21 protein-coding genes are annotated in these 24,740 nt (G+C 65.3%); 14 read left to right on the forward strand and 7 right to left on the reverse strand.

Translation table 11 applies throughout. The features are described from left to right. Nucleotides 1-39 precede the first annotated feature (39 nt). Nucleotides 40-1,242, forward strand: coding sequence for a serine hydrolase domain-containing protein (locus tag ACFX4F_RS02970; RefSeq protein WP_380652110.1), 1,203 nt, complete (start codon nucleotides 40-42; stop codon nucleotides 1,240-1,242). A 12-nt stretch (nucleotides 1,243-1,254) separates the two neighbouring features. On the opposite strand, the gene ACFX4F_RS02975 is transcribed toward ACFX4F_RS02970, so the two are convergent. From ACFX4F_RS02975 to ACFX4F_RS02990, 4 genes are all read right to left on the reverse strand, one after another. Further along, a complete protein-coding gene (locus ACFX4F_RS02975; RefSeq protein WP_380652113.1) occupies nucleotides 1,255-2,901 on the reverse strand; it encodes a phosphoethanolamine transferase in 1,647 nt (548 codons plus the stop codon). A 67-nt stretch (nucleotides 2,902-2,968) separates the two neighbouring features. Continuing rightward, nucleotides 2,969-3,361 carry a diacylglycerol kinase gene (locus ACFX4F_RS02980; protein ID WP_380652116.1) on the reverse strand — a complete coding sequence of 131 codons (393 nt, stop codon included), beginning with the start codon at nucleotides 3,359-3,361 and terminating at the stop codon, nucleotides 2,969-2,971. Between the two features lie 60 nt (nucleotides 3,362-3,421). Next, entirely contained in the window at nucleotides 3,422-4,642 is a 1,221-nt protein-coding gene (locus tag ACFX4F_RS02985; protein ID WP_099818482.1) for a HAMP domain-containing sensor histidine kinase, read from the reverse strand. A 45-nt stretch (nucleotides 4,643-4,687) separates the two neighbouring features. After that, nucleotides 4,688-5,383 (reverse strand): response regulator transcription factor, encoded by a 696-nt coding sequence (locus ACFX4F_RS02990; protein WP_380652119.1) that lies wholly within the window; start codon nucleotides 5,381-5,383, stop codon nucleotides 4,688-4,690. 123 nt (nucleotides 5,384-5,506) lie between these two features. On the opposite strand from ACFX4F_RS02990, the gene ACFX4F_RS02995 reads away from it, so the two are divergent. After that, nucleotides 5,507-6,046 (forward strand): NADPH-dependent FMN reductase, encoded by a 540-nt coding sequence (locus ACFX4F_RS02995; protein ID WP_380652122.1) that lies wholly within the window; start codon nucleotides 5,507-5,509, stop codon nucleotides 6,044-6,046. Between the two features lie 141 nt (nucleotides 6,047-6,187). Beyond that, nucleotides 6,188-6,535, forward strand: a complete 348-nt coding sequence (locus ACFX4F_RS03000; protein WP_025877128.1) for an RcnB family protein — start codon at nucleotides 6,188-6,190, stop codon at nucleotides 6,533-6,535. A 78-nt stretch (nucleotides 6,536-6,613) separates the two neighbouring features. On the opposite strand, the gene ACFX4F_RS03005 is transcribed toward ACFX4F_RS03000, so the two are convergent. Beyond that, nucleotides 6,614-6,892: a hypothetical protein gene (locus ACFX4F_RS03005; RefSeq protein WP_380652125.1), complete on the reverse strand. Its 279-nt coding sequence runs from the start codon at nucleotides 6,890-6,892 to the stop codon at nucleotides 6,614-6,616. Between the two features lie 142 nt (nucleotides 6,893-7,034). On the opposite strand from ACFX4F_RS03005, the gene ACFX4F_RS03010 reads away from it, so the two are divergent. Genes ACFX4F_RS03010 through arsN2 form a run of 3 tightly spaced genes read left to right on the forward strand, consistent with a single transcriptional unit; the run spans nucleotide 7,035 to nucleotide 8,628 of the window. After that, nucleotides 7,035-7,685 (forward strand): hypothetical protein, encoded by a 651-nt coding sequence (locus ACFX4F_RS03010; protein ID WP_099818477.1) that lies wholly within the window; start codon nucleotides 7,035-7,037, stop codon nucleotides 7,683-7,685. Continuing rightward, complete coding sequence (locus tag ACFX4F_RS03015; protein WP_380652128.1) at nucleotides 7,686-8,150, forward strand: Rap1a/Tai family immunity protein; 465 nt, start codon at nucleotides 7,686-7,688, stop codon at nucleotides 8,148-8,150. Between the two features lie 4 nt (nucleotides 8,151-8,154). Further along, nucleotides 8,155-8,628 carry an arsenic resistance N-acetyltransferase ArsN2 gene (gene arsN2, locus ACFX4F_RS03020; RefSeq protein ID WP_380652131.1) on the forward strand — a complete coding sequence of 158 codons (474 nt, stop codon included), beginning with the start codon at nucleotides 8,155-8,157 and terminating at the stop codon, nucleotides 8,626-8,628. A gap of 24 nt (nucleotides 8,629-8,652) precedes the next feature. Here the strand turns inward: arsN2 and ACFX4F_RS03025 are convergent, their stop codons facing one another. Continuing rightward, complete coding sequence (locus ACFX4F_RS03025; protein WP_380652134.1) at nucleotides 8,653-9,690, reverse strand: LacI family DNA-binding transcriptional regulator; 1,038 nt, start codon at nucleotides 9,688-9,690, stop codon at nucleotides 8,653-8,655. A gap of 408 nt (nucleotides 9,691-10,098) precedes the next feature. On the opposite strand from ACFX4F_RS03025, the gene ACFX4F_RS03030 reads away from it, so the two are divergent. The 8 genes from ACFX4F_RS03030 to ACFX4F_RS03065 all read left to right on the forward strand — a co-directional run bounded on the left by ACFX4F_RS03030 (nucleotide 10,099) and on the right by ACFX4F_RS03065 (nucleotide 23,579). Next, complete coding sequence (locus ACFX4F_RS03030) at nucleotides 10,099-13,230, forward strand: TonB-dependent receptor (RefSeq protein ID WP_099818474.1); 3,132 nt, start codon at nucleotides 10,099-10,101, stop codon at nucleotides 13,228-13,230. 68 nt (nucleotides 13,231-13,298) lie between these two features. Then, on the forward strand, nucleotides 13,299-14,057 hold the full coding sequence (locus tag ACFX4F_RS03035; protein ID WP_099818473.1) for a SapC family protein: 759 nt from the start codon (nucleotides 13,299-13,301) through the stop codon (nucleotides 14,055-14,057). A 3-nt stretch (nucleotides 14,058-14,060) separates the two neighbouring features. Beyond that, on the forward strand, nucleotides 14,061-15,080 hold the full coding sequence (locus ACFX4F_RS03040; RefSeq protein ID WP_380652138.1) for a cupin-like domain-containing protein: 1,020 nt from the start codon (nucleotides 14,061-14,063) through the stop codon (nucleotides 15,078-15,080). Continuing rightward, nucleotides 15,080-16,624, forward strand: coding sequence for a tryptophan halogenase family protein (locus tag ACFX4F_RS03045; RefSeq protein ID WP_380652141.1), 1,545 nt, complete (start codon nucleotides 15,080-15,082; stop codon nucleotides 16,622-16,624). The genes ACFX4F_RS03040 and ACFX4F_RS03045 overlap by 1 nt, the downstream gene beginning before the upstream one ends. Nucleotides 16,625-16,688: 64 nt before the next feature. After that, nucleotides 16,689-18,182, forward strand: a complete 1,494-nt coding sequence (gene xylB, locus ACFX4F_RS03050) for a xylulokinase (protein WP_380652144.1) — start codon at nucleotides 16,689-16,691, stop codon at nucleotides 18,180-18,182. Nucleotides 18,183-18,226: 44 nt separating this feature from the next. Beyond that, nucleotides 18,227-19,561 (forward strand): xylose isomerase, encoded by a 1,335-nt coding sequence (gene xylA / locus ACFX4F_RS03055; protein WP_380652147.1) that lies wholly within the window; start codon nucleotides 18,227-18,229, stop codon nucleotides 19,559-19,561. A gap of 47 nt (nucleotides 19,562-19,608) precedes the next feature. Next, on the forward strand, nucleotides 19,609-21,018 hold the full coding sequence (locus ACFX4F_RS03060; RefSeq protein WP_099818469.1) for a sugar porter family MFS transporter: 1,410 nt from the start codon (nucleotides 19,609-19,611) through the stop codon (nucleotides 21,016-21,018). Nucleotides 21,019-21,023: 5 nt separating this feature from the next. Then, a complete protein-coding gene (locus tag ACFX4F_RS03065) occupies nucleotides 21,024-23,579 on the forward strand; it encodes a glycoside hydrolase family 3 N-terminal domain-containing protein (protein ID WP_380652151.1) in 2,556 nt (851 codons plus the stop codon). A gap of 20 nt (nucleotides 23,580-23,599) precedes the next feature. Here ACFX4F_RS03065 and ACFX4F_RS03070 read toward each other — a convergent pair whose 3' ends face one another. Then, a complete protein-coding gene (locus ACFX4F_RS03070; protein ID WP_265951399.1) occupies nucleotides 23,600-24,658 on the reverse strand; it encodes a LacI family DNA-binding transcriptional regulator in 1,059 nt (352 codons plus the stop codon). Between the last annotated feature and the right edge of the window lie 82 nt (nucleotides 24,659-24,740).

Consider the following 24,740-nt stretch of genomic DNA (forward strand, 5'->3'; position numbering starts at 1 on the left):
GCACGATGACTACAAATGTAGTCATCCTGTACCTGTCCAATGGAGGAACCCGCCATGAGAGCCTGTTTATTCGTCTGCATAGTCTTCCTCGCGTTGCGCCCCTGGGTGGCCGGCGCCAACACGCCTGACGCCCTTGCAGTGATCGAGCAGAATGCCCGCAACGCGCATTCCGACGCGGTCTTCGTTGAGCGAGAAGGCGCTGTCCTGCTGCAGATCGCACCCGCCGCCGGTGAAGAACGGATTCACCTCATGTCGGCGACCAAGTCCGTCGTCGCCCTGGCCATCGGACTGCTGCTCGATGACGGCAAGCTCGCTTCCATCGACGAGCCGGTCAGCATTGTCTACCCGGAATGGCGGCAGGGCAGGAAGCGGGACATCACGATCAGGATGCTGATGGACCACACCTCCGGACTGCAGAACGTAGCCAACGCCGGTGTGGAACTGGAGGGCGCACCGGATCTGGTGAAGCTGGCGCTGGCGGCCGAGGTGTTCACCGATCCAGGCACCACGTTCGCCTACAACAACAAGGCCACCAATCTCCTGCCGGGCATCGTCGAACGGCTTGCCGGCAAGCCGCTGGATGTCTACCTGGACGAACGGCTGTTCAAGCCACTCGGCATCTCCGGTCATGCATGGATGAAGGATCAGGCCGGCACGCCCTTGGGCATGGCCGGGCTATCGCTGTCAGCCCCTGATCTGGCGGCGATCGGAAGACTGATGCTGGCCGGTGGCGTCGCCCCGGACGGCAAGCGGTTGCTGAGCGAACGCTCGGTGGCGTTGATGACCGCCGAGAGCGCACGCTCCCCCGATGTCGGCCTGCTGTGGTGGCGCATCCCCGCTTGGGAGCACTACCGGCTGAAATCAGCGGCAGCAGCCTTCCTGTCTGCCCGCAGCGTGGACGCCGGGATGCAGGAGGTGCTGCTGGCCACCGAGGCCCGTCTGTTCGACAGCAAGGCAGCGCTGATCAGCTTCTTGGCCGAACGCCTGGGACCTGCCTGGCCACAGCGCTACGCTGCCGAAATCAGCGGGCGCGGACTGAAACTCAGCGACATCTTCGACATCGACCGGGGGCCTGTAGCGGCATACGCAGCCAACGGCTATCTCGGCCAGCACCTGGTCATTGTTCCCGACAAGGGCGTGGTCGCGGTCAGGCAGATCCACCGGCGGGACAGCCACAGCGCGCCGCTCGACGATTACGCCGCGTTTCCCATGGACGTACTGCGTTTGGCGGAGACACTGTGACAGTCGACCACGCTAGGGTAGGCGGCAGCCCGCGAACACATCCAGGCCCGGCTCGTAAACCCCGCTGCTGATATCGAACAGCCCCAGCAGGGAGTGGAAGAGATTGTCGTGGCTGTAGGATCTGGTGCCCGCAGCATGACGCAGGCAGGCAACCTCAAGTCGTGCATGGGTCGCGAAGGCAGGAGAGAACCACATCACCAGCGGCACCTGGGTCTGCTCCCGTGGCGCGATGAAGTAGGGCGTCCCGTGCAGATACAGGCCGTGCTCGCCAAGCGACTCGCCATGGTCGGACACATAGATCAGGGCTACATCGCGCTGGTCCGCGTAGGTCTGCAGGAGGTCGATGGCCTTGCCCAGCAGTCGGTCGGTATAGACCAGCGTATTGTCGTAGGTGTTGACCAGCGCTTCATTGCTGCATTTCTGGATCTGGTTGCTGTCGCAGGTGGGGCTGAATGTCCTGGCATCGGCCGGATAGCGTTCAAAGTACGTGGGCCCATGGCTGCCCAGCTGATGCAGCACGATCAGCCCGTCACCCGGCATCGCCTCGATGCGTGCGCCCAGCTGGTGCAGCAGGATTTCGTCATGGCAGGTGCCATCCCGGTTGACACACAATCCAGGCACTTTCAGCGGAGGCATGTCATCGGTGGGCACGCGCTCGCACACGCCCTTGCAACCGCCATTGTTGTTGTCACGCCAAAGCACGCTGACACCGGTCCGCTGCAGGATGTCGAGCACGTTCTCTTCCGATGCCGCAGCGACTCCGTCGTACTGCGACCGCGTCATCTGCGAAAACATGCAGGGCAGCGACACGGCCGTTGCGGTACCGCAGGAGGAAACGTCGCCGAAGCTGATGACGTTGTCTTTGCGTGACAGGTACGGATTGGTCGGGCGTGGGTAGCCGTTGAGCTGGAAGTTCTGTGCTCGTGCCGTCTCGCCAGCCACCACGACCACCAGGCGGGGCCGTTTTCCGGGGATGCGGGTGGCATCCTCGCCGACAGCCCGCAATGGCTGCGCCTTGGCGCTGTAGCTGCTCTTGAGATAACCATAGGTGTGGCGGACCACATTCAGCGGCAGCACCTGTTCACGGATGTAGCGATTGTTGCGCAGCAGCGACGAGTACTCCTTGTAGAACGCAAACGTCACCGCCGCAAGCACCATCAATGTCGCCAGCACATTTCCCAGCCATACCAGCGCCGCCCGCAAGAGTCGACCGCTGTTTCCACTGCGCATGACCAGCAACACGCACGAGGGCAGGGCGCCCAGCAACAGCACTGTCAGCAGCAGCGGGACCGAGAGATAGGACGCCATCTCGGCCTGGTTGGTCTCCAGCGCGTTCTGCACCATGTCGCGGTCGATCAGCACGCCGTAATGAAGCATGAAGTAGCTGCACGCGGCACTGATGAGAACCAGGAGCGCCAGTACCGGCTTGCGGACATAGGGAAGGATGCCGATCGGCGTGAACAGCAGATTGAACAGGCAGAACAGCAGCACCGGCAGGCTGAAGAAGAACAGGGTGCTGCGCAGGTCATGGATGTCCATGACAGACCACAGTGTTTTCCAGAGGGCGATGTTTCCCAGCGTGGCGAAGAACAACGCGGTGCACCACACAAGCACGATCGGATGATGAGGGGAAAGTCTGAAGCATGGGCGCACGTGCACAATCCGTTGTACGAGAAGTGCGCGCAGTATCTGGATGCGTTTATCAGGAAGCTGTCAGCTTTCGTGCTCAGCCCAGCAGAACCACGGCCCATACCGTAGCGACCATCAACAGCGCCGTGGTCTGCGCCGCACTGCCCATGTCCTTGGCGTTCTTGGAGAGCGGGTGATGTTCCAGCGAGATGCGGTCGACCACTGCTTCGATGGCCGAGTTGAGCAGTTCCACCATCAGGCTGATGAAGCAGACCATCAGCATCAGGGCGCGCTCGCTTCGGCTGACCTCCAGCAGGAAGGCCACGACCGCCAGTGCGCCATGCAGCAACAGCAGCTGGCGGAAGGCGGCCTCTCCGCGGAAGGTGGCGATGAAGCCATCGCGCGAATGGATCAGGGTATGGAAGACGCGGCGCAGGCCGGTCTTTCCGTGCGGGTACTTGCCGTTGCCATTGGGGTGCCCTGGCTGCATTTCTGTCCTGCCTTCACGTGGAAATCCGGCAAGGATGTGCAGGCCTGTGTCAGGAAGCTGTCAGGTGCCGCGCGCGGCTGGGAGCATCTGCAGGGTGAATCGGCAGCCTTGCGCCGATGTCTCGACTGTCATCTGCCACCCCATGTGCTCGACCGCACGCTGCACGATGGACAGGCCCAGGCCTTCACCGCTCTGCCGGGCACTGGGCATGAAACGCTGGAACTGCTGCGCGTCGATGCTGGGCGGCAACCCCGGGCCGGTATCGGCGATGCGCAGTATGTTGCCCCGCAGTTCGACCCGTACTTCGCCCTCGTCGGTGTACTGGCAGGCATTGCGCAGCAGGTTCCAGATCACACTACGGGCCAGCTCTGGAGTGGTCAGCACCTGCTGGTCCTGCGGCGCATCCAGAACCAAGCGCACCGGCTTTCCCGAAAGCCACGGCGCACATCGCTCCCTGCATTCCTCGATCAGCGCCCGCACAGGCACGACGCTGCGCGGCACCGTCCTGGGGTCACGCGAAAGCAGCAGAAGGCAGGTCAACTGCCGCTGCATTTCCTGGGTGGTGCGCATGATGCGATCGGCGCTGGCGACCAGATGGCTGTCGGCGGGCAGCTGGTGCACCAGTGTCTCGGCCGCGCCACCGATGATCGCCAAGGGCGTGCGCAGCTCATGACTGGCATCGCCTGCAAAGCACTGTTCGCGTTGCAGGAACTGCTCAAGCTCGTCGCTGTGCTGGGCAAAAGCGCGCGCCAGCACACCTATCTCATCGCGCGCATCCTGGTAGGGGAAGGGCTTGTGCTTGTTCTGCACCGCCTCGGCCAGACGGGTGATGGGCGCGATGACATGGGTCGCGGTTCGGCGGCCGATCCAGAACGCGCAGAGCACGCAGGTGAGAATGACCAGCGCCGCGAAGGCGTTGATCAGATGCTCCAGGTAGGCATAGTGCTCGCCATCCTGCAGCAGGTAGTAGCGCTGTCCGTCGCTTTCGAAGACCCGCAGATGCCATTCGTTCGGGCCTTCTTCACCGTGGTAGCCCGGCCCGTACCTGCGCAGCACCTGAGGAGCCGAGCGCGCGTCATACAGCTGGCTGCCCTTTGCCAGTTCCGGTTGCGCGCCACTGGCCAGTGCGGCCTGCAGCCGATGGACCTCGCGGTCCTGGGTCATCGAAACGACGGAGGCTCTTACCTCGTCGTAGTCCACCAGTTCGACCAGCACGATGAAGCCCATGGCACCGGCCATCAGCAGCACGAACGACACCGTGATGCGCGTTCTCAGTGTCATGCTTCGATAGAGAGACCTCAGCGAGCGGGTAGTCAACGGCATGGGCTACTCCGCAGGTGCCAGTGTCGGCCTGTCCAGCCGCCAGCCAACGCTGTGCACCGTGGCAATGAGTGCAGGGTTGAACGGCCTGTCCACCTGCAGGCGCAGCTCATGGATGTGCGTGCGCAGTGCACCGCTCTCAGGCGGCTCGTCGCCCCAGATCAGGTATTCCATCTCCTGCTTGCGCACCACCGCGGGGGCAGCCCGCACCAGGCACATCAGCAGCTTGTGCGTTGTCGGGGTCAGATTGAGGGTGTGGCCCTGGCGCCACGCCTGCGGTGAACGGGTGTCGACGCGCAGATCGCCCCAGTCCAGCACACTCTGGACCTGCCGGCCCTGGGCGCGGCGGACCAGCGCCTTGATGCGCGCATCCAGCTCCTTCAGGGAGAAGGGCTTGACCAGGTAGTCATCCGCACCCAACGCGAGCCCCTGCACCCGGTCCTCCACCGGATCACGGGCGGTCAGCATCAGGATCGGCACCGGGTTCTGGAACTCCTGACGGAGCGTCTGGCACAGTGCCATGCCATCGAGGCGGGGCAGCATCAGGTCAAGCAGAATGGCGTCGTAATCGTTCTGCGTTGCCCTGCGCAGGCCGGTGGCACCATCCCGCGCATCGTCAAGCACGTAGCCCAGTGGCTCGAAGAAGGCGTAGAGATTTGCAACCAGCTCGGGGTTGTCTTCAATGATGAGCAGACGTGTCATGGGCTATGCGCATCCGTGCATGATCAATGGACGTTGAACGACCACCGCTAGTTTGCCACGTGCAAGGGCGCGCTGCGGGTCATTGCCGGACACGGCGGCAGGTGCCTGTGATAGCGTGCCGGGATGAAGATCCTTGCCCTATCCGGTAGCGCTCGCCGGCTGTCCACCAACACCGCATTGCTGAGGGCGCTGGAAGAAATCGCGCCACCGGATATCGCACTGAGTACCTACGCCGGCCTCGGCGGACTGCCCGTTTTTTCTCCCGATCTTGAAGATCTGCCCTTGCCTGACAGCGTTGTGCACTTCAAGCGCTGCATTGAAGCCAGCGATGGCATTCTGATTTCAAGCCCCGAGTACGCTCGAGGCGTTCCGGGCGGCCTGAAGAACGCCATCGATTGGCTCGTATCGGGCGACCTTGTGATTGCAAAGCCCATCGCGCTGGTGCACGCATCCCATCGCGGCGACGACATGCTCGCGGCTCTGCGGCTTGTGCTGTCGACCATCAGCTCCCGCTTCAACGAAGAACTGTTCCTGCGCTTCCCCTTCATGAAGATGGAGCCGGAGGCCATTGCCGATGCCGTAAGGCAGCCGATCAATCGCGGACCGGCGGAGGCCTTTCTTCAGGAATTTGCCCGCTACTGCCAGCGACCATCGGGTGATTGAACATGATCGTTGGCGCAGTCTGCTGACAAGGGCTTGCGGACGCCCATCGGGTCCGGTCCGGGCGCACGGATTCATTCACAGGCGCTGCTCTATATTCCGGGCCACAACGCCGCATACCGCGGCTGGACCGGGAGTATCTCCATGAAGACCGGACGTTTGCTTGGCATTGCCCTGGGTGCGGCAGTGACCCTGGTTGCTGCGCCTGCCTGGGCCGATCCGCCGCATCATGCACGGGGCAACGGACCGCCGCCCCATGCAGGCGGCCCGCACAACCGCGACGCACCCCCGCCGGGCTGGCAGAAAAAGGCATGGCGCCGCGGTGACCGCTTGCCTTGGGCCGAGGTTGACCGGCGCTACTGGGTGGACGACTACGCGCATTACCGTCTGCGCGACCCCGGTCGCGGTCAGCGCTGGGTGCGGCAGTCTGATACGGAATACCTGCTGGTGGAGATCGCCACCGGCGTGATCATCGACGCCCTGCGTCGCTAGGGATTCCGGCATGGGCCCCGGGCGGCGCGCAGCCGCCGCCGGGGTAATGCGGGCACGGCCGCCGGTGGCATCGCGCGCTTACCCCGGCAACTCGCACTTCATCCTGCCGTCCACGTAATACGGCTTCGGTACGTTCGGGTTGTCGCTGGTCTTCTCAAAGACCACTTCGAACGACGCCGCGTCGGGCGAACCTTTGCGATCGGTGCAGGCGTCCTGCAACTTCTTCTTGACCGCAGCAATGCCGGCCTCGCGGTTGGCGCCGTCAGCGCTGTTAGTGAGATTCACGGATTCAGCCAGGGCCAATGGGCTGAAGGCACACAGGCAGCAGGCGATCATCAGGGTATGCAGCTTGGTCAAGGGGCGCGCCTCGCGGAAATCCAATGAGGCAGTCAGCATAATGCGGGAGCGTTAACAGCACGTGCCCGGTTGCGGCAGTTGGCTTGGCTGACGTTGTTTGGTACAAGCCTCGCTGTCGAAGATCAGAGAATGGATGCGAGCCATGTCCGAACCCTATTCGGCCCTGCTCAGGCTGCGGCTGCCACGCGAGCGTCTTGCACGCTGGTTGGCCGCGCCGGTGCCTGCGGCATCGAGGTGGAAGGACTGGCGATCGATCGCCGGCCGGTGGCGCCTGCCCGGCGGCGCCGATCTGGCTGCGTCCAGTGATGTGGAGCTGGGTGAATTCCTCGCCGATTGCAATGCAATGCTGGCCCGGCATGCGGACAATCGCGCAGCGTTGGCCGCGATCCTGCAATCCGCGCAGGCGGAGAACATCAAGCTTGCGGCCTACGATCAGGCAGGGGCGTACTTCGTTGCAGGGTCACTGACGTATTCCGAGAACCTCCATGACCTGGTCGTGTTTCTGGCCATGGCGCGCGGCGCCGCCGATTTCCTTGAGCCTGGCGAGCACGGCGAGGCACTGGTGCACGACTACCTGTGGGCCGAGGATGGCGAGCGGGAGACGGTTGCTGCGGTCCACCTCGCCGGCAAGGGCGATTCCGGCTTCATGACGCCTGCGCAGTCTGGCGAGACCGCTGCAACCTTCGATGCAATGGTCGAGCTCATGCTGGAGGGAGCGGACGACCCGCAGTTCACTCCACGCAATCAGTTGGACCGTATCCAGGAGCGCGGCCATGCTGCCCAGGAGAACTAGATGACAGACACGGGCATCCGCAGGAATCCGGTCGGCAGCAGAGCGCGCTGCGTGCCCGCCGCCCTTGTGCTCTGCTTCTGCCTGCTGGCGGAGTCCGCGCTGGCCGAGACGGCACCGGCTGCGCGCACGTGGTTCGTGAGCGGAGCAGAGCTGGCCACGCTCCTGCAGGGCAAGGGCGAAAGCGGATTCTGCAGCAGTGATCAGTGCCGGGGCCTGTCGAGCGCCCGCGCGAGCGCCTATATCCAGGGTATTGCGGACGCAGGCCGAGGGCAGTGGTGCGGCCAGGGGCAGATCCTTCCCCATGAACTGGTCGACCGGGTGGCTTCGCACATCCGGCAGTTGCCTGCCGAACGACTGCAGCAGGATGCCGCATCTCTGGTCATCGAAGCGCTTCAGACCGCGCTTCCCTGCCAACACGCGGCGTCCAGCAGCGACCGCGCCCACGCCGCGCAGGGAGCGCGATGAGCGCTTGCTGCCGCTGCAGGTCGCCGGGCCGGAACGAGGAGAGGGCTGCCGCATGCGCGTGATGGAGACAGCGTTGTCTGCCGATGTGCTGGCCCTGCTGGAGGCCAGCGGCCTGCCAACAGAGGATCTGCGTGCAGGCAGGCCAATCACCCTTCTGGCAGCGACGTTGGATGGAGAGCTGCTCGGCTGTGTGGGCTACGAATCGAGCCGGGATGTGGTGCTCCTGCGTTCGCTGGCGATCCGGCCGATGTCGCAGGGCAGGGGTCTGGGGCGGCACCTGGTTGAGGAACTGGAGCGGCATGCCAGAGCGGCGGGCGGCAGGACGGTGTTCCTTCTCACGACCACGGCAGCGCCGTTCTTCGGGCAGCTTGGCTATGAGCGCGTCGCGCGCGATGCAGCGCCTGGATTCATCGCTGCGTCGACGCAGTTCAGTGGACTGTGCCCAGGCTCAGCCCAGCTGATGATGCGGCGGCTGTAGGGCAACCGGGCCCGGGGCGGTGCTTCAGCCGCCGCGCCCATCGGCGTCAGCGGAGTGCCGCGTTGCAAACGGCGATGCCCGCAGTGCAGAGGGCCGCTGCGGTGTCGATACCGAAGCGCGTGTGATCAACCGGTGCGCGAGTACGTGATTGACCGTCGCGCGTCCCGGCGAGGCGGAGTGACGGATCGCCCGCAACAGGATGTCCATCGCGTTGTCGGCCATCTCCGCTACCGGCTGATGGATCGTGGTCAGCTCCGGCCACACCATCGTCGAAGCGGATGTGTCATCGAACCCGACCACCGAAAGATCGCCCGGTACCTGCAGGCCGCGACGATGCGCCACGGAAACGACCGCCGATGCCATGTCATCGTTGCTGGCGAAGATCGCGCTGGGTGGCGGCTGCAGCGTCAGCAGCTGCTCGGCAGCCTCCAGTCCAGACCGGTAGGTGAAGTAGCCCGGTTGGACGAGCGCGTCGTCGTAGACGATGCCAGCTTCGGCCAGGGCATCCCGGTAGCCCTGCCAGCGATGCGCACTGGCTGTCTGGTTCGGATCGCCCTTGATGTAACCGATGCGGGTATGCCCACGGGAGACCAGATGCGCCACCATGTCATGGCTGGCCTGGCGGTCGTCGATGCGCACGCAGGAAATCCTGTCGCTGAAGCGGCTGGACGCGATGGAGACCGCGGGAATGCCGGCATTGACGAATACATCGACGATGTCCTTTGACTCACACAGGGGCGGCGGAAGAATTACCCCTGCCACGGTGGTGGAAAGTTGCCGTGCCGCCTCGCGACGTGCCTGGGCGCCCAGTTCATCCCATGCAGCGATCACCAGCTGTGCCGCCGACCGCGTGGACCCGCGCAGTGCGCCGACCAGCAGTTCGCGCAGGTAGCTGGAGCTGGGATTGGTGTAGATCAAGGCGATGCACGTGCGCTGCGCGGCGGCCAGTGCGGATGCGGCGAGGTTGGGCCGGTAGTCCAGCGCGTGCACGCTGCGCAGGACGCGTTCGCGGTTTCCCTCGCGTACCCCGGCATGGCCGTTGATGACGCGCGACACCGTCATGGCGGAAACGCCTGCATGCGCAGCGACGTCATCGATGGTGATGGCGCTCGCTTTCCGGCGGACCGCTTTGTGGCCGTTCTTCAAGTGTCGATTCCCTTTGCTGCGCTGCATGATGACAAGCGCGATTGCGGGTGAGTAGTCTGCGCCCTGACGCGATGGTAGCGCTACCACTGGGCCGGTGTAAGGCCAGCGGATGCCCCCCCCCTTTACCGCGCGGCTGTTCCGGCAGGTCTGAAAGCGAGTGTGAGTCGCAGTGGGTGCAAAGCGCACTGCGATGTTCGGTGTGGAAGACGGGCATCGCCCGTGCGTGCCCCCAGGAGGGGCGGTACATCCATTCGATCGTATGTCAGAGGGGAGAGTCATGAGCGCTTTTTCGTTCCGTCGTACCCCAGGCCGGAGGGCTCGTCGATGAGCCGGACGCTGGCGAAGTTCACCTCCAGGGCCATGTTCACCTTTGTCGGTGGGGTCCTGGTCATCAATCCCGCATTCGCGCAGGAGACGTCACCCGCCGCGCCTGTCGCCCAGCAGCAGAACCCGCCCAGTCCGAAACAGCTGGATACCGTGCAGGTCACCGGCATCCGCAACAGCCTCAGCCAGGCGATGGACATCAAGCGCGACTCGGCCGGCGTGGTGGATGTGATCAGTGCGGAGGACATCGGCAAGTTCCCCGACACCAACCTGGCAGAGTCCCTGCAGCGCATCACCGGCATCTCGATCGAACGACGTGATGGTGAAGGTGCACAGGTGACGGCGCGTGGCTTCGGCCCTCAGTTCAACATGGTGACGCTCAATGGGCGCCAGATGCCCGGCGCCGATGCATTCGGTGCGTCCGGGCAGGTCGCCATCGGTGGTGTCGACGGCGGTACCCGCGCCTTCAACTTCGCCCAGCTGGCTGCCGAAGCCATCAACGGCATCGAGGTCTACAAGACCAGCCAGGCCAATGTCCCCAGCGGTGGTATCGGTGCCACCATCAACATCCTTACCTCGCGGCCGTTCGACCATGAGGGCATCGTCGCCAGTGCCGGCGCGAAAGCTGTCTCCGACCGCAGCCAGCCATTCGGTGACGACCTGACACCGGAGCTGTCCGGCATCTTCAGCTACACCAATCCGGAAAAGACCTTCGGCGTGGGCGTGAGCGCCAGCTACCAGAAGCGCAAAGGCGGCTCGGTGCAGGCCACCGAGAACTACTGGAATGTGCAGCCGTGGACCGGCACCATGCCGGGCAACCCGAGGGTAGTCAATGCACCGGCGGTGGGCGCGCTGTACGCCCGGCCCAATGACCTGCGCTATGCGTTCTCCGAGTTCGAACGTGAGCGCATCAACGGCCAGGCGGTGCTGCAGTTCGCGCCGACCGATGCGGTGACCCTGACCCTGGACTACACCTATTCGACCAACGAGATCACCGAGAATCGTGGCGAGCAGGGCATGTGGCTGCAGAACAGCAATTACACCGACGTCGAATTCGACACCAGTGGCGCGGTAGCGACCCCAACCTACATCCGCGAGATCGCCGGCACCAAGGACTTCGGCCTTGAGCAGCAGCGCAGCATGCAGAAGTACAAGCTGGGGTCGCTGGGCTTCAATGCGGCATGGAACGTGACCGACCGCTTCAAGCTGACCTTCGATGCGCACAATTCGAAGAACGAAAGCCGCCCGAACGACCCGCTCACTGGCGGTGGCTCCATCTTCATGAGCATCGCCGGCACCAACAACTGCACCACCGGCCCGCATTGCGGCGGCTCATGGGTGCAGGAGCTGAACTTCAACAACGGCCTGCCGATCGGCACCCAGGTCTGGTTCCCGTCCAACGCCGATGCAGCCGCCAATACCAACGGCGTGGTCAACCCGGGCTTCGTGCCGGGCGAGATCGGCAGCCAGGTGCTGCGCGTCAACTCGCAGACCCAGATCAGCGAGATCAAGCAGGGCCGCGTGGATGGCGAGTGGATCTTCGACAGCGGTCGCTTCCAGTTCGGCGTGGACAGCAGCAAGTCCACCACCCATCGCATCCAGGCCGAAGAGGCCTATTCGACACTGGGTGACTGGGGCGTAGCCAACGTCAACCGTGACACGGCCGGCGGGCTGATGGACCTGATGCAGCCGGTCAACATCGTCGGTCTGTTTGATGATTACAGTGCCAGCAGCTGGACCGCATGGCGCGGCGACGCCGGCCGCCTCGCGCAGTGGGCGGCAAACGAGTATGGCGTGGGCCTCGGCGTGAGCCCCAAGCGCGCCGCCGACAACCTGGTGGAAGAGAAGACGAAGTCGGCCTACTTCCAGGTTGAGCTGGATGGCGAGCTGGGCGGGATGCGTACCAATACCCGACTGGGTGTGCGCTATGAAACGACCGACGTTGTCTCCACCTCGAACATCGCCATCCCGGAAGCGATCGAGTGGCAGTCCAACAACGACTTCCGTGTGGTGTTGTCCGACGAGCAGCAGCCGTTCACCGAGAAGAGCAACTACAGCTACATCCTGCCCAACCTCGATTTCAGCATCGATCTTCGCGAGGACCTGAAGGGACGTGTCTCGTTCGGCAAGAGCATCGCACGCGCGCCGATCGGCAACCTGTATGCCGGCCCGACGGCCCAGCAGCCGTTCGGCTCGGTCCTGATCGACCCGTCCTCGCGGGCCAGCGGCACTGCACAGAACCCGCAGCTGAAACCGTTGGAATCGGACAACCTGGACCTGGCACTGGAGTGGTACTTCGCCGACGCGAGCTACCTGTCGCTGACCTACTGGAACAAATCGGTCGACAACTTCGTTGGCAACACCATTGTCCAGGAAAATCTGTACGGCCTGCGCGATCCTACCTCCGGTCCGGACGCGCAGGCGGCCCTGGCATTCCTCAACAGCGGTGCCTGCGTCACCCAGGTGGGCGCTGCCAACGCGGCGGCGTGCTCGGCCAATGACACCTCGCTGTTCACCGCCCTGGCCCTGCTGCGCAACAATCCGGCCGGGCTGGCCGCCTACAACGGCACCGACGCCCAGGTGCTGGCCACCGAGGCAGCCTACGATCTTTACGGCACCGCTGCCGATCCGCTCTACCAGTTCAACGTCAACCGTCCCATCAACCAGAACAAGGCCAAGCTGCACGGCTGGGAGCTGGGTGGACAGTACTTCTTCGGCGATACCGGCTTTGGCATTCTGGCCAACTACACCCTGGTCGACGGTGATGTGGGCTTCAACAATGCCGGCGATCCGGGCATCGACCAGTTCTCACTCACCGGCCTGAGCGACACCGCCAATGCCGTGCTGATGTATGAGAAATACGGCTGGTCGGTACGCCTTGCCTGGAACTGGCGCGACCAGTACCTGATCCTGGCCAACCAGGGTGCCAGCCGCAATCCGTACTATGTGGAGGCGTATGAGCAGTGGGATCTCAGCGTGAACTACACCCTGGATGATCACTGGTCGTTCGGCCTGGAGGCGATCAACCTGACCGGTGAGGATGTCCGCTGGCGCTCGCGCACCTCGCAGATGATCGTCAAGCTGGCCGACCAGAGTCCGCGGTATATGCTCGGCGTGCGCTACAAGTTCTGAACCGTAGGGGGTGCAGCTGCCACGGCAGCTGCACCGGTTGAAGGCATCTGACCGAACGGGACACGTCCATGCCGCGTTACGAAATGCTCAACAACGTTGCCCACCGCGATCTTCGCGTTGCCACCGGCTTCGGGCCGGAGTTCGGCGATGCGGTCGGCATGGTGCCAGCGTACCCGAGTGAGTTTGCAGAGCTGCAGCGGGAGTACCCGATCTTCCTGCGCAGGGATGCCGACACCGGTGGCTGGCAGTCGGTGGCTCTGCTGGGCTTCGAGCAGCACGAGAACCTGTTCCTGCAGGGCGGCCGCTGGAATGCGGCGTACCTGCCCGGTGCGGCCGCCAAGGGGCCATTCCTGATCGGCTTCCAGGAGAACCACGTTGATGGCGCGCTCACCCGGGAGGCCGTGCTGCATGTGGATCTGGACCATCCGCGCGTGAGCGCGATGCAGGGGGAGCCGGTGTTCCTGCCGCAAGGAGGGAACTCGCCTTATCTCGAACACGTCGCCGGCGTGCTGCGCGGCATTCACGATGGCCATGCGTTTGCCGCGGAGATGTTCGCCGCCCTCGATGCGAACGGGCTGATCCAACCGGTCACGCTGGACGTGCGGATCGATCCGGAGCATCGGGTCGGTGTCAACGGCCTGCACGCGATCGACCGTGATCGGCTGGCGCAGCTGGACGGTGCCGCGCTGGCCGCGCTCAACCGCGCCGGCTATCTGGAAGGCGCCTATCTGATGCTGGCGTCACTGCACAACATGCGCCGCCTCATCGCCGAGAAGCAGCGGCGACTGCGGGCGCATGATGCCGCTGCTGCGGCAGGCAGGAACTGACCGGTGCTGGACGGCCTCCCGATGCGTACCCTGGAAGGGCTCGATGCCACGGCGCTGCCGCTGGAGTCGCTGGTGGCTGCCGGCGAACCGGTGGTGCTGCGCGGCATCGCGAACGGATGGGGGCTGGTGCAGGCCGGTGCACGTTCCCTGCAGGAGGCGATGGCCTACCTTCGCGGCTTTGACGCAGGCGTGCCGGTTCCCTATTCCTTCGGCGGCCCCGAGATCGAAGGGCGCCCGTTCTACAACGCCGACTTCACCCGCTTGAACTTCGAGGTCCGGCGTGGCGTGCTGACGGAGGTGCTGGACGCAATTGGCGATCATCTGGATTCGGCGAACCCGCCCACCTACTACGTCGCTTCGCTGCTGATCGCACGGGCGCTGCCGGGGTTCGCGCAGCACAACGATGCCGGCCTGTCGGGGCAGGGCATCGATGCCTCGGCCAGCATCTGGATCGGCAACCGGGTAACGGCCTCCTGCCATTACGACGTCCCCGACAACCTGGCGTGCTGTGCGGTGGGCCGGCGCCGCTTCACCCTGTTTCCGCCGGAGCAGATCGACAACCTCTACCCGGGGCCGATGGAGCCGACCCCGGGAGGACAGGTGGTCAGCACGGTGGACTTCGAACGCCCGGACGTCGACCGCCATCCGCGCTTCCGTGATGCCATGGCAAGCGCGCAGACCGCCACGCTTGAACCCGGGGATGCCATCTTCATCCCGGGCCTGTGGTGGCACCACGTGCGCAGCCTGGAACCGTTCAACGTGCTGGTGAATTACTGGTGGCGCAGCGCGCCGGCCTTCCTGGGCTCGCCCCTGCCGGCGCTGCAGCATGCGATGTGGGCCCTGCGTGATCTACCGGCACGCGAGAAACAGGCCTGGGCAAGGATCTTCGATTACTACGTGTTTGGTCCCGGCGAGCGGGCAGGGCAACACCTGCCCGAAGCCGCCCGGGGGGAGCTGGCACCGTTCGACGAGACGCAGGCGCGGCGCATGCGCGCGCAGCTGCTGGGTCGACTCAACCGCTGATGGGGAGCATCGCATTGAACGCTGCGGACACTACACAAGGGCGGATCCGGAGAGTGGTGATCGCCGGTGGCGGCACTGCCGGCTGGCTGGCCGGCTGCGCGCTGGCGCACCAGTTCCGCCAGCAGCTGGACATCACCCTGGTAGAGTCCGAGCAGATCGGTACCGTGGGTGTGGGCGAATCCACCGTGCCGCCCATCCGCACGTTCCACCGCTTCCTGCAGATCGATGAGCAGGAGTTCATGCGTGCGGTCGCCGGCACGTTCAAGCTCTCGATCTCGTTCGAAAACTGGCGTCGCCCGGGTGAGCGTTTCATCCATCCCTTCGGCACGATCGGGCAGGGCACGTGGGCCACGCCGTTCCATCATTTCTGGCTGGACAGCCTGCGTCGCGGCATGCCTTCGGAACTGGGCGACTTCTGCCTGGAAAGCGTCGCTTCCCAAGCCGACCGGTTTTCGCTGCAGACCCAGCCCCAGGTCAACTACGCCTACCATTTCGACGCCGGGCTCTACGCCCGCTTCCTGCGCGGCAAGGCCGAAGCCAACGGGCTGCGGCGGGTGGAAGGCAAGATCCGCGAAGTCCGCCAGCATGCCGATGACGGTTCGGTTGCATCGCTGCTGCTGGAGGACGGCCAGGTCATCGAAGGCGATCTGTTCATCGACTGCACCGGCTTCCGTGGCCTGTTGACCGAGCAGACACTGCATACCGGCTATGAAGACTGGAACGAATGGCTGCCCAGCGATCGTGCCGTTGCCGTGCAGACCGACGCGGCTACGCCGCCGGTGCCCTACACCCGCGCCATCGCGCACGAGGCCGGATGGCGCTGGCATATCGCATTGCAGCACCGGGTCGGCTGCGGCCTGGTGTTCTCCAGCCGCCACATGTCCGATGACGAGGCGCAGGCCAAGCTGCTCCGTGATGTCGACGGACGGCCCCTGCGCGATCCCTGGCTGGTACCGTTCCGCAGCGGACGCCGGTTGCAGGCCTGGAACCGCAACGTGGTGGCACTGGGGCTGGCCAGTGGCTTCATCGAGCCGCTGGAATCGACCAGCATCCACCTGACCATCAGCGCCGTCGTGCGCCTGATCCAGCTGTTCCCGTCCGAGGGCATCACCCCTTCGCTGGTGGCGCTGTACAACGACGTCAGCCGCCAGGAGATGGAGCATGTACGCGATTTCATCATCCTGCACTACCACGCCAACCAGCGCGACGAGCCGATGTGGAAGGCGTGCCGCGAGATGGCGCTTCCCGAGTCACTGCAGGTCCGCCTGCGCGCATGGCGCGAACGGGCCCATGCCTGGCAGGACCCCGGCGAGCTGTTCCGGGTCGACTCCTGGACCAGCGTCCTGATGGGCCAGGGCATCCTGCCGGGACCGCCGCATCCGCTTGCGCGCGCGATCAGCGACGCGGACCTGCGAACGCTGTTGCATCGACTCCGGCAGCCGCTGCAGGAAGCGGTGGCGAAGATGCCGTCGCAGGCGGACTTCATCGAACGCTACTGCAGGGCTGCGCCGGGAGCCTGGCAAACGGGGCGGGCCGTGGCGTAGCCGCAGTGTGTGCTGTTGCACAGAATTGGTAGCGCTACCTTCACATCATTACGGGGTGCAGTAAATGGAATTGGTTGCAGGAATCGACGCCGGTACGCAGAGCCTGAAGGTGGTCGTCTACGATCCTGATGCACGCAGCCTCGTTGCCAGCGCCAGCGCGCCACTGGAACTGACCAGCGCCGCCGATGGCAGCCGGGAACAGCGCCCAGACGACTGGGTCGCCGCGCTGCAGGGCTGCTTTGCCGCAATCGATCCGGCGCTGCGCTCGCGCATTGCCGCGCTTGCGGTCTCCGGGCAGCAGCATGGCTTCGTACCGATCGATGCAGCAGGGAAGGTCCTGGCACCGGCCAAGCTGTGGTGCGACACCAGCACCGCGGCCGAATGCGTGCAGATCATGGACGCGGTTGGCGGTGCCGCACGCACCATCGAACTTGCCGGCAACCCGGTGCTTGCCGGTTACACCGCCTCCAAGCTGCCGTGGACGAAGATGCACCGGCCCGACGCCTACGCCCGGCTGGCCACCATCCTGTTGCCGCACGATTACCTCAATTTCGTGTTGACCGGCCAACGCTTCTGCGAGTACGGCGACGCGTCCGGCACCGGCTGGCTGGACGTGCGCACCCGCACCTGGTCGGACGAGCTGCTGCACGCGACCGATCCGCAGCGCGATCTTGCCGGCTGCCTGCCGCGCATCGCTGCACCCGATGAGGTGTTCGACATTGCGCCTGAGGCCGCCGTGGCATTGGGACTTCCGCCCACCGTGAAGGTGGCCGTCGGCGGTGGCGACAACATGATGGCGGCCATCGGCACCGGCTGCGTCGTGCCTGGTCGCCTGGCGATGAGCCTGGGCACGTCAGGCACGCTGTTTGCGTTCTCGGATACCCCCGTGGTCGATCCCAACGGCGCGTGGGCCGCGTTCTGCTCGTCGACCGGCGGCTGGCTGCCACTGATCTGCACGATGAACTGCACCGTGGTGACCGGGCAGGTTGCCGATGCCTTCGGTTTCAGCAGCCGCGATGGCGACGGCCACCTGCACGCCACGCCGCCCGGCGCCGACGGGCTGGTGATGCTGCCGTTCCTCAACGGCGAACGCACGCCGGACCTGCCGCAGGGCAAAGGGGTGCTGGCGGGCCTGGATACGACCAACATGACGCCGGCGCACATCTACCGCGCGGCCATGGAAGGGGCCACCTACGCCCTGAAGTTTGGCTACGACGCATTCGTCGGCGCGGGCATGCAGTTCGACCGCATCGTGCTGACCGGCGGCGGCAGCAACAGCGAAGAGTGGCGGCAGCTGGTGGCCGATGTGTTCGGCCTGCCGGTGGACGTACCGATCCAGCCCGAAGGCGCGGCGTTCGGTGCGGCCTTGCAGGCGCTGTGGGCCGTCGCTCACGCGCGCGGTGACGCCACCTCGATCGCCGCGATCACCGACCGGCACGTTGCGCTCGACCCGCTGCGGTCCGCGCGCCCGGACCCCTCGCGCAGCGAAGCCTACGCCACGGCCTACGTCCGGTTCCTTCGACATCTCGACGCCATCACGCCGCTGTATCGCGGCTGATTCCTCTTTCCGCGACACCTCGCACAACGACAGGAAGACGCACCATGAGCACGCAACCCTTCATCGGCGCCAAGGAGTACTTCCCCGGCATCGGCCGCATTCCCTTCGAAGGACGGGGCTCGGACAACCCGCTCGCCTTCAAGGTCTACGACGCCGACAAGGTCATCGGTGGCAAGACCATGCAGGAGCATCTTCGCTTCGCGGTCTGCTACTGGCACACCTTCTGCAACGCCGGGCATGATCCGTTCGGCCCGGGTACCCGTCACTTCCCCTGGGAGACCGGCTCGCCGATGGCAACCGCCGAGGCGAAGGTGGATGCAGCGTTCGAGTTCTTCACCAAGCTGGGCGTGCCGTACTGGTGCTTCCACGATATCGACCTGGCGCCGGACGCCGACGACGTCACGCAGTACGAAAAGAACCTGAAGCACATGGTGGGCCTTGCCAAGGCGCGCCAGGATGCCACCGGCATGAAGCTGCTGTGGGGCACGGCCAACCTGTTCTCGCACCCGCGCTACATGAACGGTGCGTTCACCAACCCGGATTTTGCGGTGGTGGCGCGTGCCGCCGTGCAGGTGAAGGCGGCGCTGGAGGCCACCGTTGAACTGGGCGGCGAACATTACGTGTTCTGGGGCGGCCGCGAAGGCTATGCCGCGCTGGCCAATACCCAGATGAAGCGCGAAGTCGACCACCTTGCGCGGTTCCTGACCATGGCGCGCGACCATGGCCGCAGCATCGGCCTGAAGGGCAACTTCCTGATCGAGCCCAAGCCGATGGAACCGATGAAGCACCAGTACGACTTCGACAGCGCCACCGTGGTGGGCTTCCTGAAGGAGCATGGCCTGGACAAGGATTTCAAGCTCAACATCGAGGCGAACCACGCTACGTTGTCCGGCCATACCTTCGAGCACGATCTGCAGGTCGCCTCGGACCACGGCCTGCTCGGCAGCATCGACGCCAACCGCGGCAATGCACAGAACGGCTGGGATACCGACCAGTTCCCCACCGACCTGTACGACACCGTGGGCGCGATGCTGGTGGTACTGCGCCAGGGCGGTCTGGAAGGCGGCTTGAACTTCGACGCCAAGGTGCGCCGCGAATCGACCGACCTGGAAGATCTGTTCATTGCCCACGTCGGCGGCATGGATGCCTTCGCCCGCGGGCTCGAAGTGGCCCATGCACTGCTGAACGATTCGCCGCTGGAGCAGTGGCGCCAAGAGCGTTACGCCAGCTTCGACAGTGGTGCCGGCAATGACTTCGCGCGCGGCGCGCTCAGCCTCGCAGAGCTGGCTGCGCTGGGTGCCAAGGGCGGCGAGCCACGGCAGATCAGCGGCAAGCAGGAGCGCTACGAGAACCTGATCAACCAGTACCTGCTGCGTTGAGCGCGACGGCTCGCATCGATGACACCGAACCGGGGAGGGGCAGGGCAATGCAGCAGGCAATGAGCGGTGGAGAGAACACCCGATTGATCGTACTGATCAGCGTGGTGGCGACGATTGGCGGATTCCTGTTCGGGTTCGACAGCGGCGTGATCAACGGCACCCAGGACGGCCTGCACCAGGCGTTCAGGTCCGGCGAGTGGATGCAGGGGTTCGAGATCGCCTCGATGCTGCTGGGCTGTGCCGTCGGTGCCTTCAGTGCCGGCCGCCTGGCCGACCGTCTCGGTCGCCGCAATGTGCTGATCGTCTCGGCGGTGCTGTTCCTGCTGTCGGCGATCGGCGCAGGCGCCGCATCGTCCTCGGTGATGTTCGTCGCCGCGCGGGTGTTGGGAGGCTTCGCGGTGGGGGCCGCGAGCGTGATCTCGCCGGCCTACATCGCCGAAGTGGCACCGGCACGCTACCGTGGCCGCCTCGCCACGGTCCAGCAGATCGCCATCATCAGCGGGCTGACCGTCGCGTTCCTGTCCAACTACCTGCTGGCGGCCACCGCCGGTGCCTCCACCGAGGCGCTGTGGGGCGGCTATGCGGCGTGGCGCTGGATGTTCTGGATGCAGGCCGTGCCTTCGCTGCTGTTCCTGGCATTGCTGCTGACCATTCCGGAAAGCCCGCGCTACCTGATGGTGAAGCGCCGCAAGGACGAGGCACTGCAGGTGCTTGCGCGGCTGTACGGCGGTGCCGAGGCGCAGGCGAAGCTTGCCGAGATCGACGCTTCGCTGTCGACCGACCACCATCGGCCGCGGCTGTCTGACCTGCGCAGCAAGAGCACCGGCCGGATCCGCTCCATCGTCTGGGTGGGTATCGGCCTGGCCACCTTCCAGCAGCTGGTCGGCATCAACGTGGTCTTCTACTACGGTGCCGTGCTCTGGCAGGCCGTCGGCTTCTCCGAGAACGACGCATTGCTGATCAACGTGCTGTCCGGTGCGCTCAGCATCGGTGCGTGCATCGTCACCGTGCTGCTGATCGATCGCATCGGGCGCAAGCCGTTGTTGTGGGTGGGCTCGGCCGGCATGGCGGTGTCATTGGCGGTGCTGGTGGCGGCATTCGCCAGCGGCTCGTTGGTCGATACGCACCTGCAGCTGCCTGCAGGCATGGGCACGCTGGCGCTGGTGGCGGCCAATGCCTATGTCGTGTTCTTCAACATCTCGTGGGGACCGGTGATGTGGGTGATGCTGGGCGAAATGTTCCCCAACCAGATCCGCGGTTCGGGCCTGGCAGTGGCCGGTGCGGCGCAGTGGACCGCCAACTTCGCCGTTACCGTGACCTTCCCCATCCTGCTGGCCGGCACCGGGCTGGCAGCCACGTACAGCATCTACCTGGTGGCAGCGGTCATTTCGGTGTTCTTCGTGCTCAGGTACGTGCACGAAACCAAGGGCAAGGAACTGGAGCAGATGCAAGGATGAACGCAATGACCCATCGACACGTTGGCCGCGCCCATGCTGGCGTGCTGCTGACCACGCTGCTGCTGGCACTTACGGCCTGCGGCAAGGATGAGAAGGTTGCCGGACCTGCGGCCGCGACGGCGGATCCGTGGCCGCAGGTCGCCTGGCCGTTGGCCGAGGACCCCGCGCTGGAGAAGCGCATCACCGACCTGATGGCCACCCTGACGGTGGAGGAAAAGGTCGGCCAGCTGGTGCAGGGCGATATCGCCAGCATCACGCCCGACGACGTGCGCCGCTATCGGTTGGGCTCGGTCCTGGCCGGCGGCAATTCCGATCCCGGTGGCCGTTACGATGCCGCGCCGGCCGAATGGCTGGCGCTGGCCGATGCGTTCTACGCAGCGTCGATGGACACCTCCGCCGGTGGCAAAGCGATTCCGGTGCTGTTCGGCATTGATGCCGTGCACGGGCAGAGCAACATCATCGGCGCGACGCTGTTCCCGCACAACATCGGCCTGGGCGCGGCCCGCAACCCGGATCTGCTGCGCCGGATCGGCGAAGTCACCGCACTGGAGACCCGCGCGACCGGCATGGAGTGGGCATTCGCACCGACCGTGGCGGTACCGCAGGACGACCGCTGGGGGCGTACTTACGAGGGCTATTCCGAATCGCCCGAGGTGGTGGCCAGCTATGCCGGTGCAATGGTCGAAGGCCTGCAGGGCAAAGTGGGTACGCCCGCGTTCCTCGATGGTCGTCATGTGATCGCTTCGGTGAAGCACTTCCTCGGCGACGGCGGCACCACCGATGGCAAGGACCAGGGTGACACCCGGATCAGCGAAGCAGACCTGGTGCGCATCCACGCGGCCGGGTATCCACCGGCGATCGCGGCAGGCGCACAGACCGTCATGGCGTCCTTCAACAGCGTCAACGGCGAAAAAATGCATGGTCACAGGCAGTACCTGACCGATGCGTTGAAGGGCCGCATGCACTTCGGTGGGTTCGTGGTGGGCGACTGGAACGGACATGGACAGGTCAAGGGATGCACGACCACCGATTGCCCGGCCACCATCAATGCGGGCCTGGACATGGCCATGGCCTCGGACAGCTGGAAAGGCTTCTACGAAACCACGCTGGCTGCAGTGAAGAACGGCACCATCAGCCAGCAACGGCTGGATGAAGCCGTGCGCCGGATCCTGCGGGTGAAGATGCGACTGGGCCTGTTCGAGGCCGGCAAGCCATCCGCCCGCGCGGTCGGCGGGCAGTTCGCCCTGATCGGTGCACCGGAACATCGCGCCCTCGCGCGGCAGGCCGTGCGCGAATCACTGGTAATGCTGAAGAACCAGGGTGGTGTACTGCCGTTGTCCCCCCGCCAGCGCATCCTGGTCGCCGGTGATGGTGCCAACGACGTGGGCAAGCAGGCCGGTGGCTGGACATTGAACTGGCAGGGAACCGGCACCACGCGCAAGGACTTCCCCAACGCAGACACGATCTACGAGGGTATCGCCCAACAGGCGTCCGCCGCAGGTGGCGAGGCAGTGCTTGCCGTCGATGGGAAATATGTGACGAAGCCGGACGTGGCCGTGGTGGTATTCGGCGAGAGCCCGTACGCCGAGTTCCAGGGCGATCTGCCGACCCTGGCGTACAAGCCGGGCGATGACGCGGATCTTGCCCTGATCAAACGGCTGAAGGCCGACGGCATCCCTGTGGTGGCCGTGTTCCTGAGCGGACGCCCGCTGTGGGTCAACCGCGAGATCAACGCCGCGGATGCGTTCGTTGCAGCGTGGCTGCCCGGCTCGGAAGGTGCCGGCGTTGCCGACGTTCTGCTGCGCAAGGCTGATGGCAGCGCGCAGCACGATTTCAAGGGCAGGTTGAGCTTCAGCTGGCCGCGCACGGCCACGCAGTACGCCAACAACGTGGGGCAGCAGGGTTACGACCCGCAGTTCGCTTTCGGCTTCGGACTGTCCTACGCCGACAACGGCGATCTGGCAGCCCTGCCGGAAGTCTCCGGCGTGACTGGCAACGAAGGCGCCACCGGCGTGTTCTTCGCGCGCGGCGAAGCCGGTTCAGGCATGGCCCTGCGCCTGCAGAACGGCACGGGGCAGGGCGTCACGGTCACCAAGGTGCCGGAGGCCCTGGAGGGCGATCTGCTCAAGGTCACTGGCGTGGACCATCTGGCGCAGGAGGACGGTCGCCGCCTTGCATGGTCGGGCAAGGCGGAGGCAGTTGCCACGCTGCAGTCGCACACAGCGCTGGACCTGCAGCGCGAAAGCAACGGCGACCTGATGCTGCTGACCACACTGCGGGTGGAGTCTGCACCCCGCGGCGAGGCATGGTTGGCAGTGGGCTGCGGCACTGGCTGCTCGGCCCGCATTGCGCTCACGCCGACGCTGGCAACGCTGCCGGTGGGCCAATGGACGCGCGTGGGCGTGCCGCTGAAGTGCCTGGTGGCCGCTGGTGCGGATGTCGGCAAGCTGGATCGCCCTTGGTCGATCGGAACGGCGGGGGCGATGACACTGTCGGTGTCACGTGTCGCACTGGGCGCTCTGAATGAAGCAGAGACCACCATCGGCTGCGCGGGCGAGTGACCGTGACGCCGCGCCCTGCGCTATCGGGAACCAGGCGGGCGCGCGACCGAGTCGCGTACCACCAGCCGGTGCGGCACCACGTGGTCGATCAGCACCCGCTCGCCGTCGGTGCGGCGGCGGATGGTGCGCAGCAGGATATCGATGGCCGCGTCGGCCATCGAGGCGATCGGCTGATGGATGGTGGTGAGCTCAGGCCAGACCGTGGTGGCCGCCGAGCTGTCATCGAAGCCCACCACCGACAGATCGCGGGGTACCTCCAGGCCACGGCGGTGGGCAACGGAGATTGCCGCCGCGCCCATATCGTCATTGCTGGCGAAGATCGCAGTGGGTGGCCGAGGCTGGCACAGCAGCTTCTCAGCAGCGGCGAGCCCGGAGCGGTAGGTGTAGTCGCCCTGTTCGACCAGGGCGGGGTCGACCTCCAGCCCGGCGTCGTGCAGCGCGCTGACAAAGCCGTCATAGCGCCGCGCGCTCGCGCTGAGATCGGTACGCCCGCAGATGAAGCCGATGCGGCGGTGACCATGCTGGATCAGGTGTTCGGCCAGTTCCCTGCCAGCGTGGAAGTCGTCGATGCGCACGCAGGAAACGCCGTTGCCAAGGTGACCTGGCGCGATCGCAACCACCGGGATACCGGCCCTGACCAGCTCGGTCACCACGGGCTTCGATTCGCACAGCGGCGGCGGCAGGATGACGCCGTCCACCCGCCCGGCAAGGGCACGCGCGGCCTTGCGCTGGGCGGCGGGGCCCGGCTCGTCCCAGTAGTCGATGACCAGCTGGATGGCAGCGTTGGACGCTACCCGCAGCAGGCCGACCAGCAGTTCGCGCAGGTAGGCACCGCTGGGGTCGGTGTAGATCAGTGCAATACGCGTGTGCTGCGCGGCGGCCAACGAACTGGCGGCGAGGTTGGGCGTATAGCCCAGTTCACGCACTGCGCGCATCACGCGCTCGCGGGTGACGTCGCGCACCTTGCCCTGGTTGATCGCCCGCGACACCGTCATCGGCGACACTCCGGCCAGGGCTGCCACCTCGTCGATCGTCACGCCACTGGTTTTGCGGCGGACCGATTTCTTCGGCTTGTCCAATACGCGCTCCCGTTCTTCTTTGTGACGCTGCTGCATCCAGCGCACGCGCCGAGCTTACAAGGTTTGCTGGCCACCCTGCGGT

It is taken from the genome of Stenotrophomonas sp. YIM B13575 (genome assembly GCF_042787595.1).
Classification (GTDB): domain Bacteria; phylum Pseudomonadota; class Gammaproteobacteria; order Xanthomonadales; family Xanthomonadaceae; genus Stenotrophomonas; species Stenotrophomonas lactitubi_B.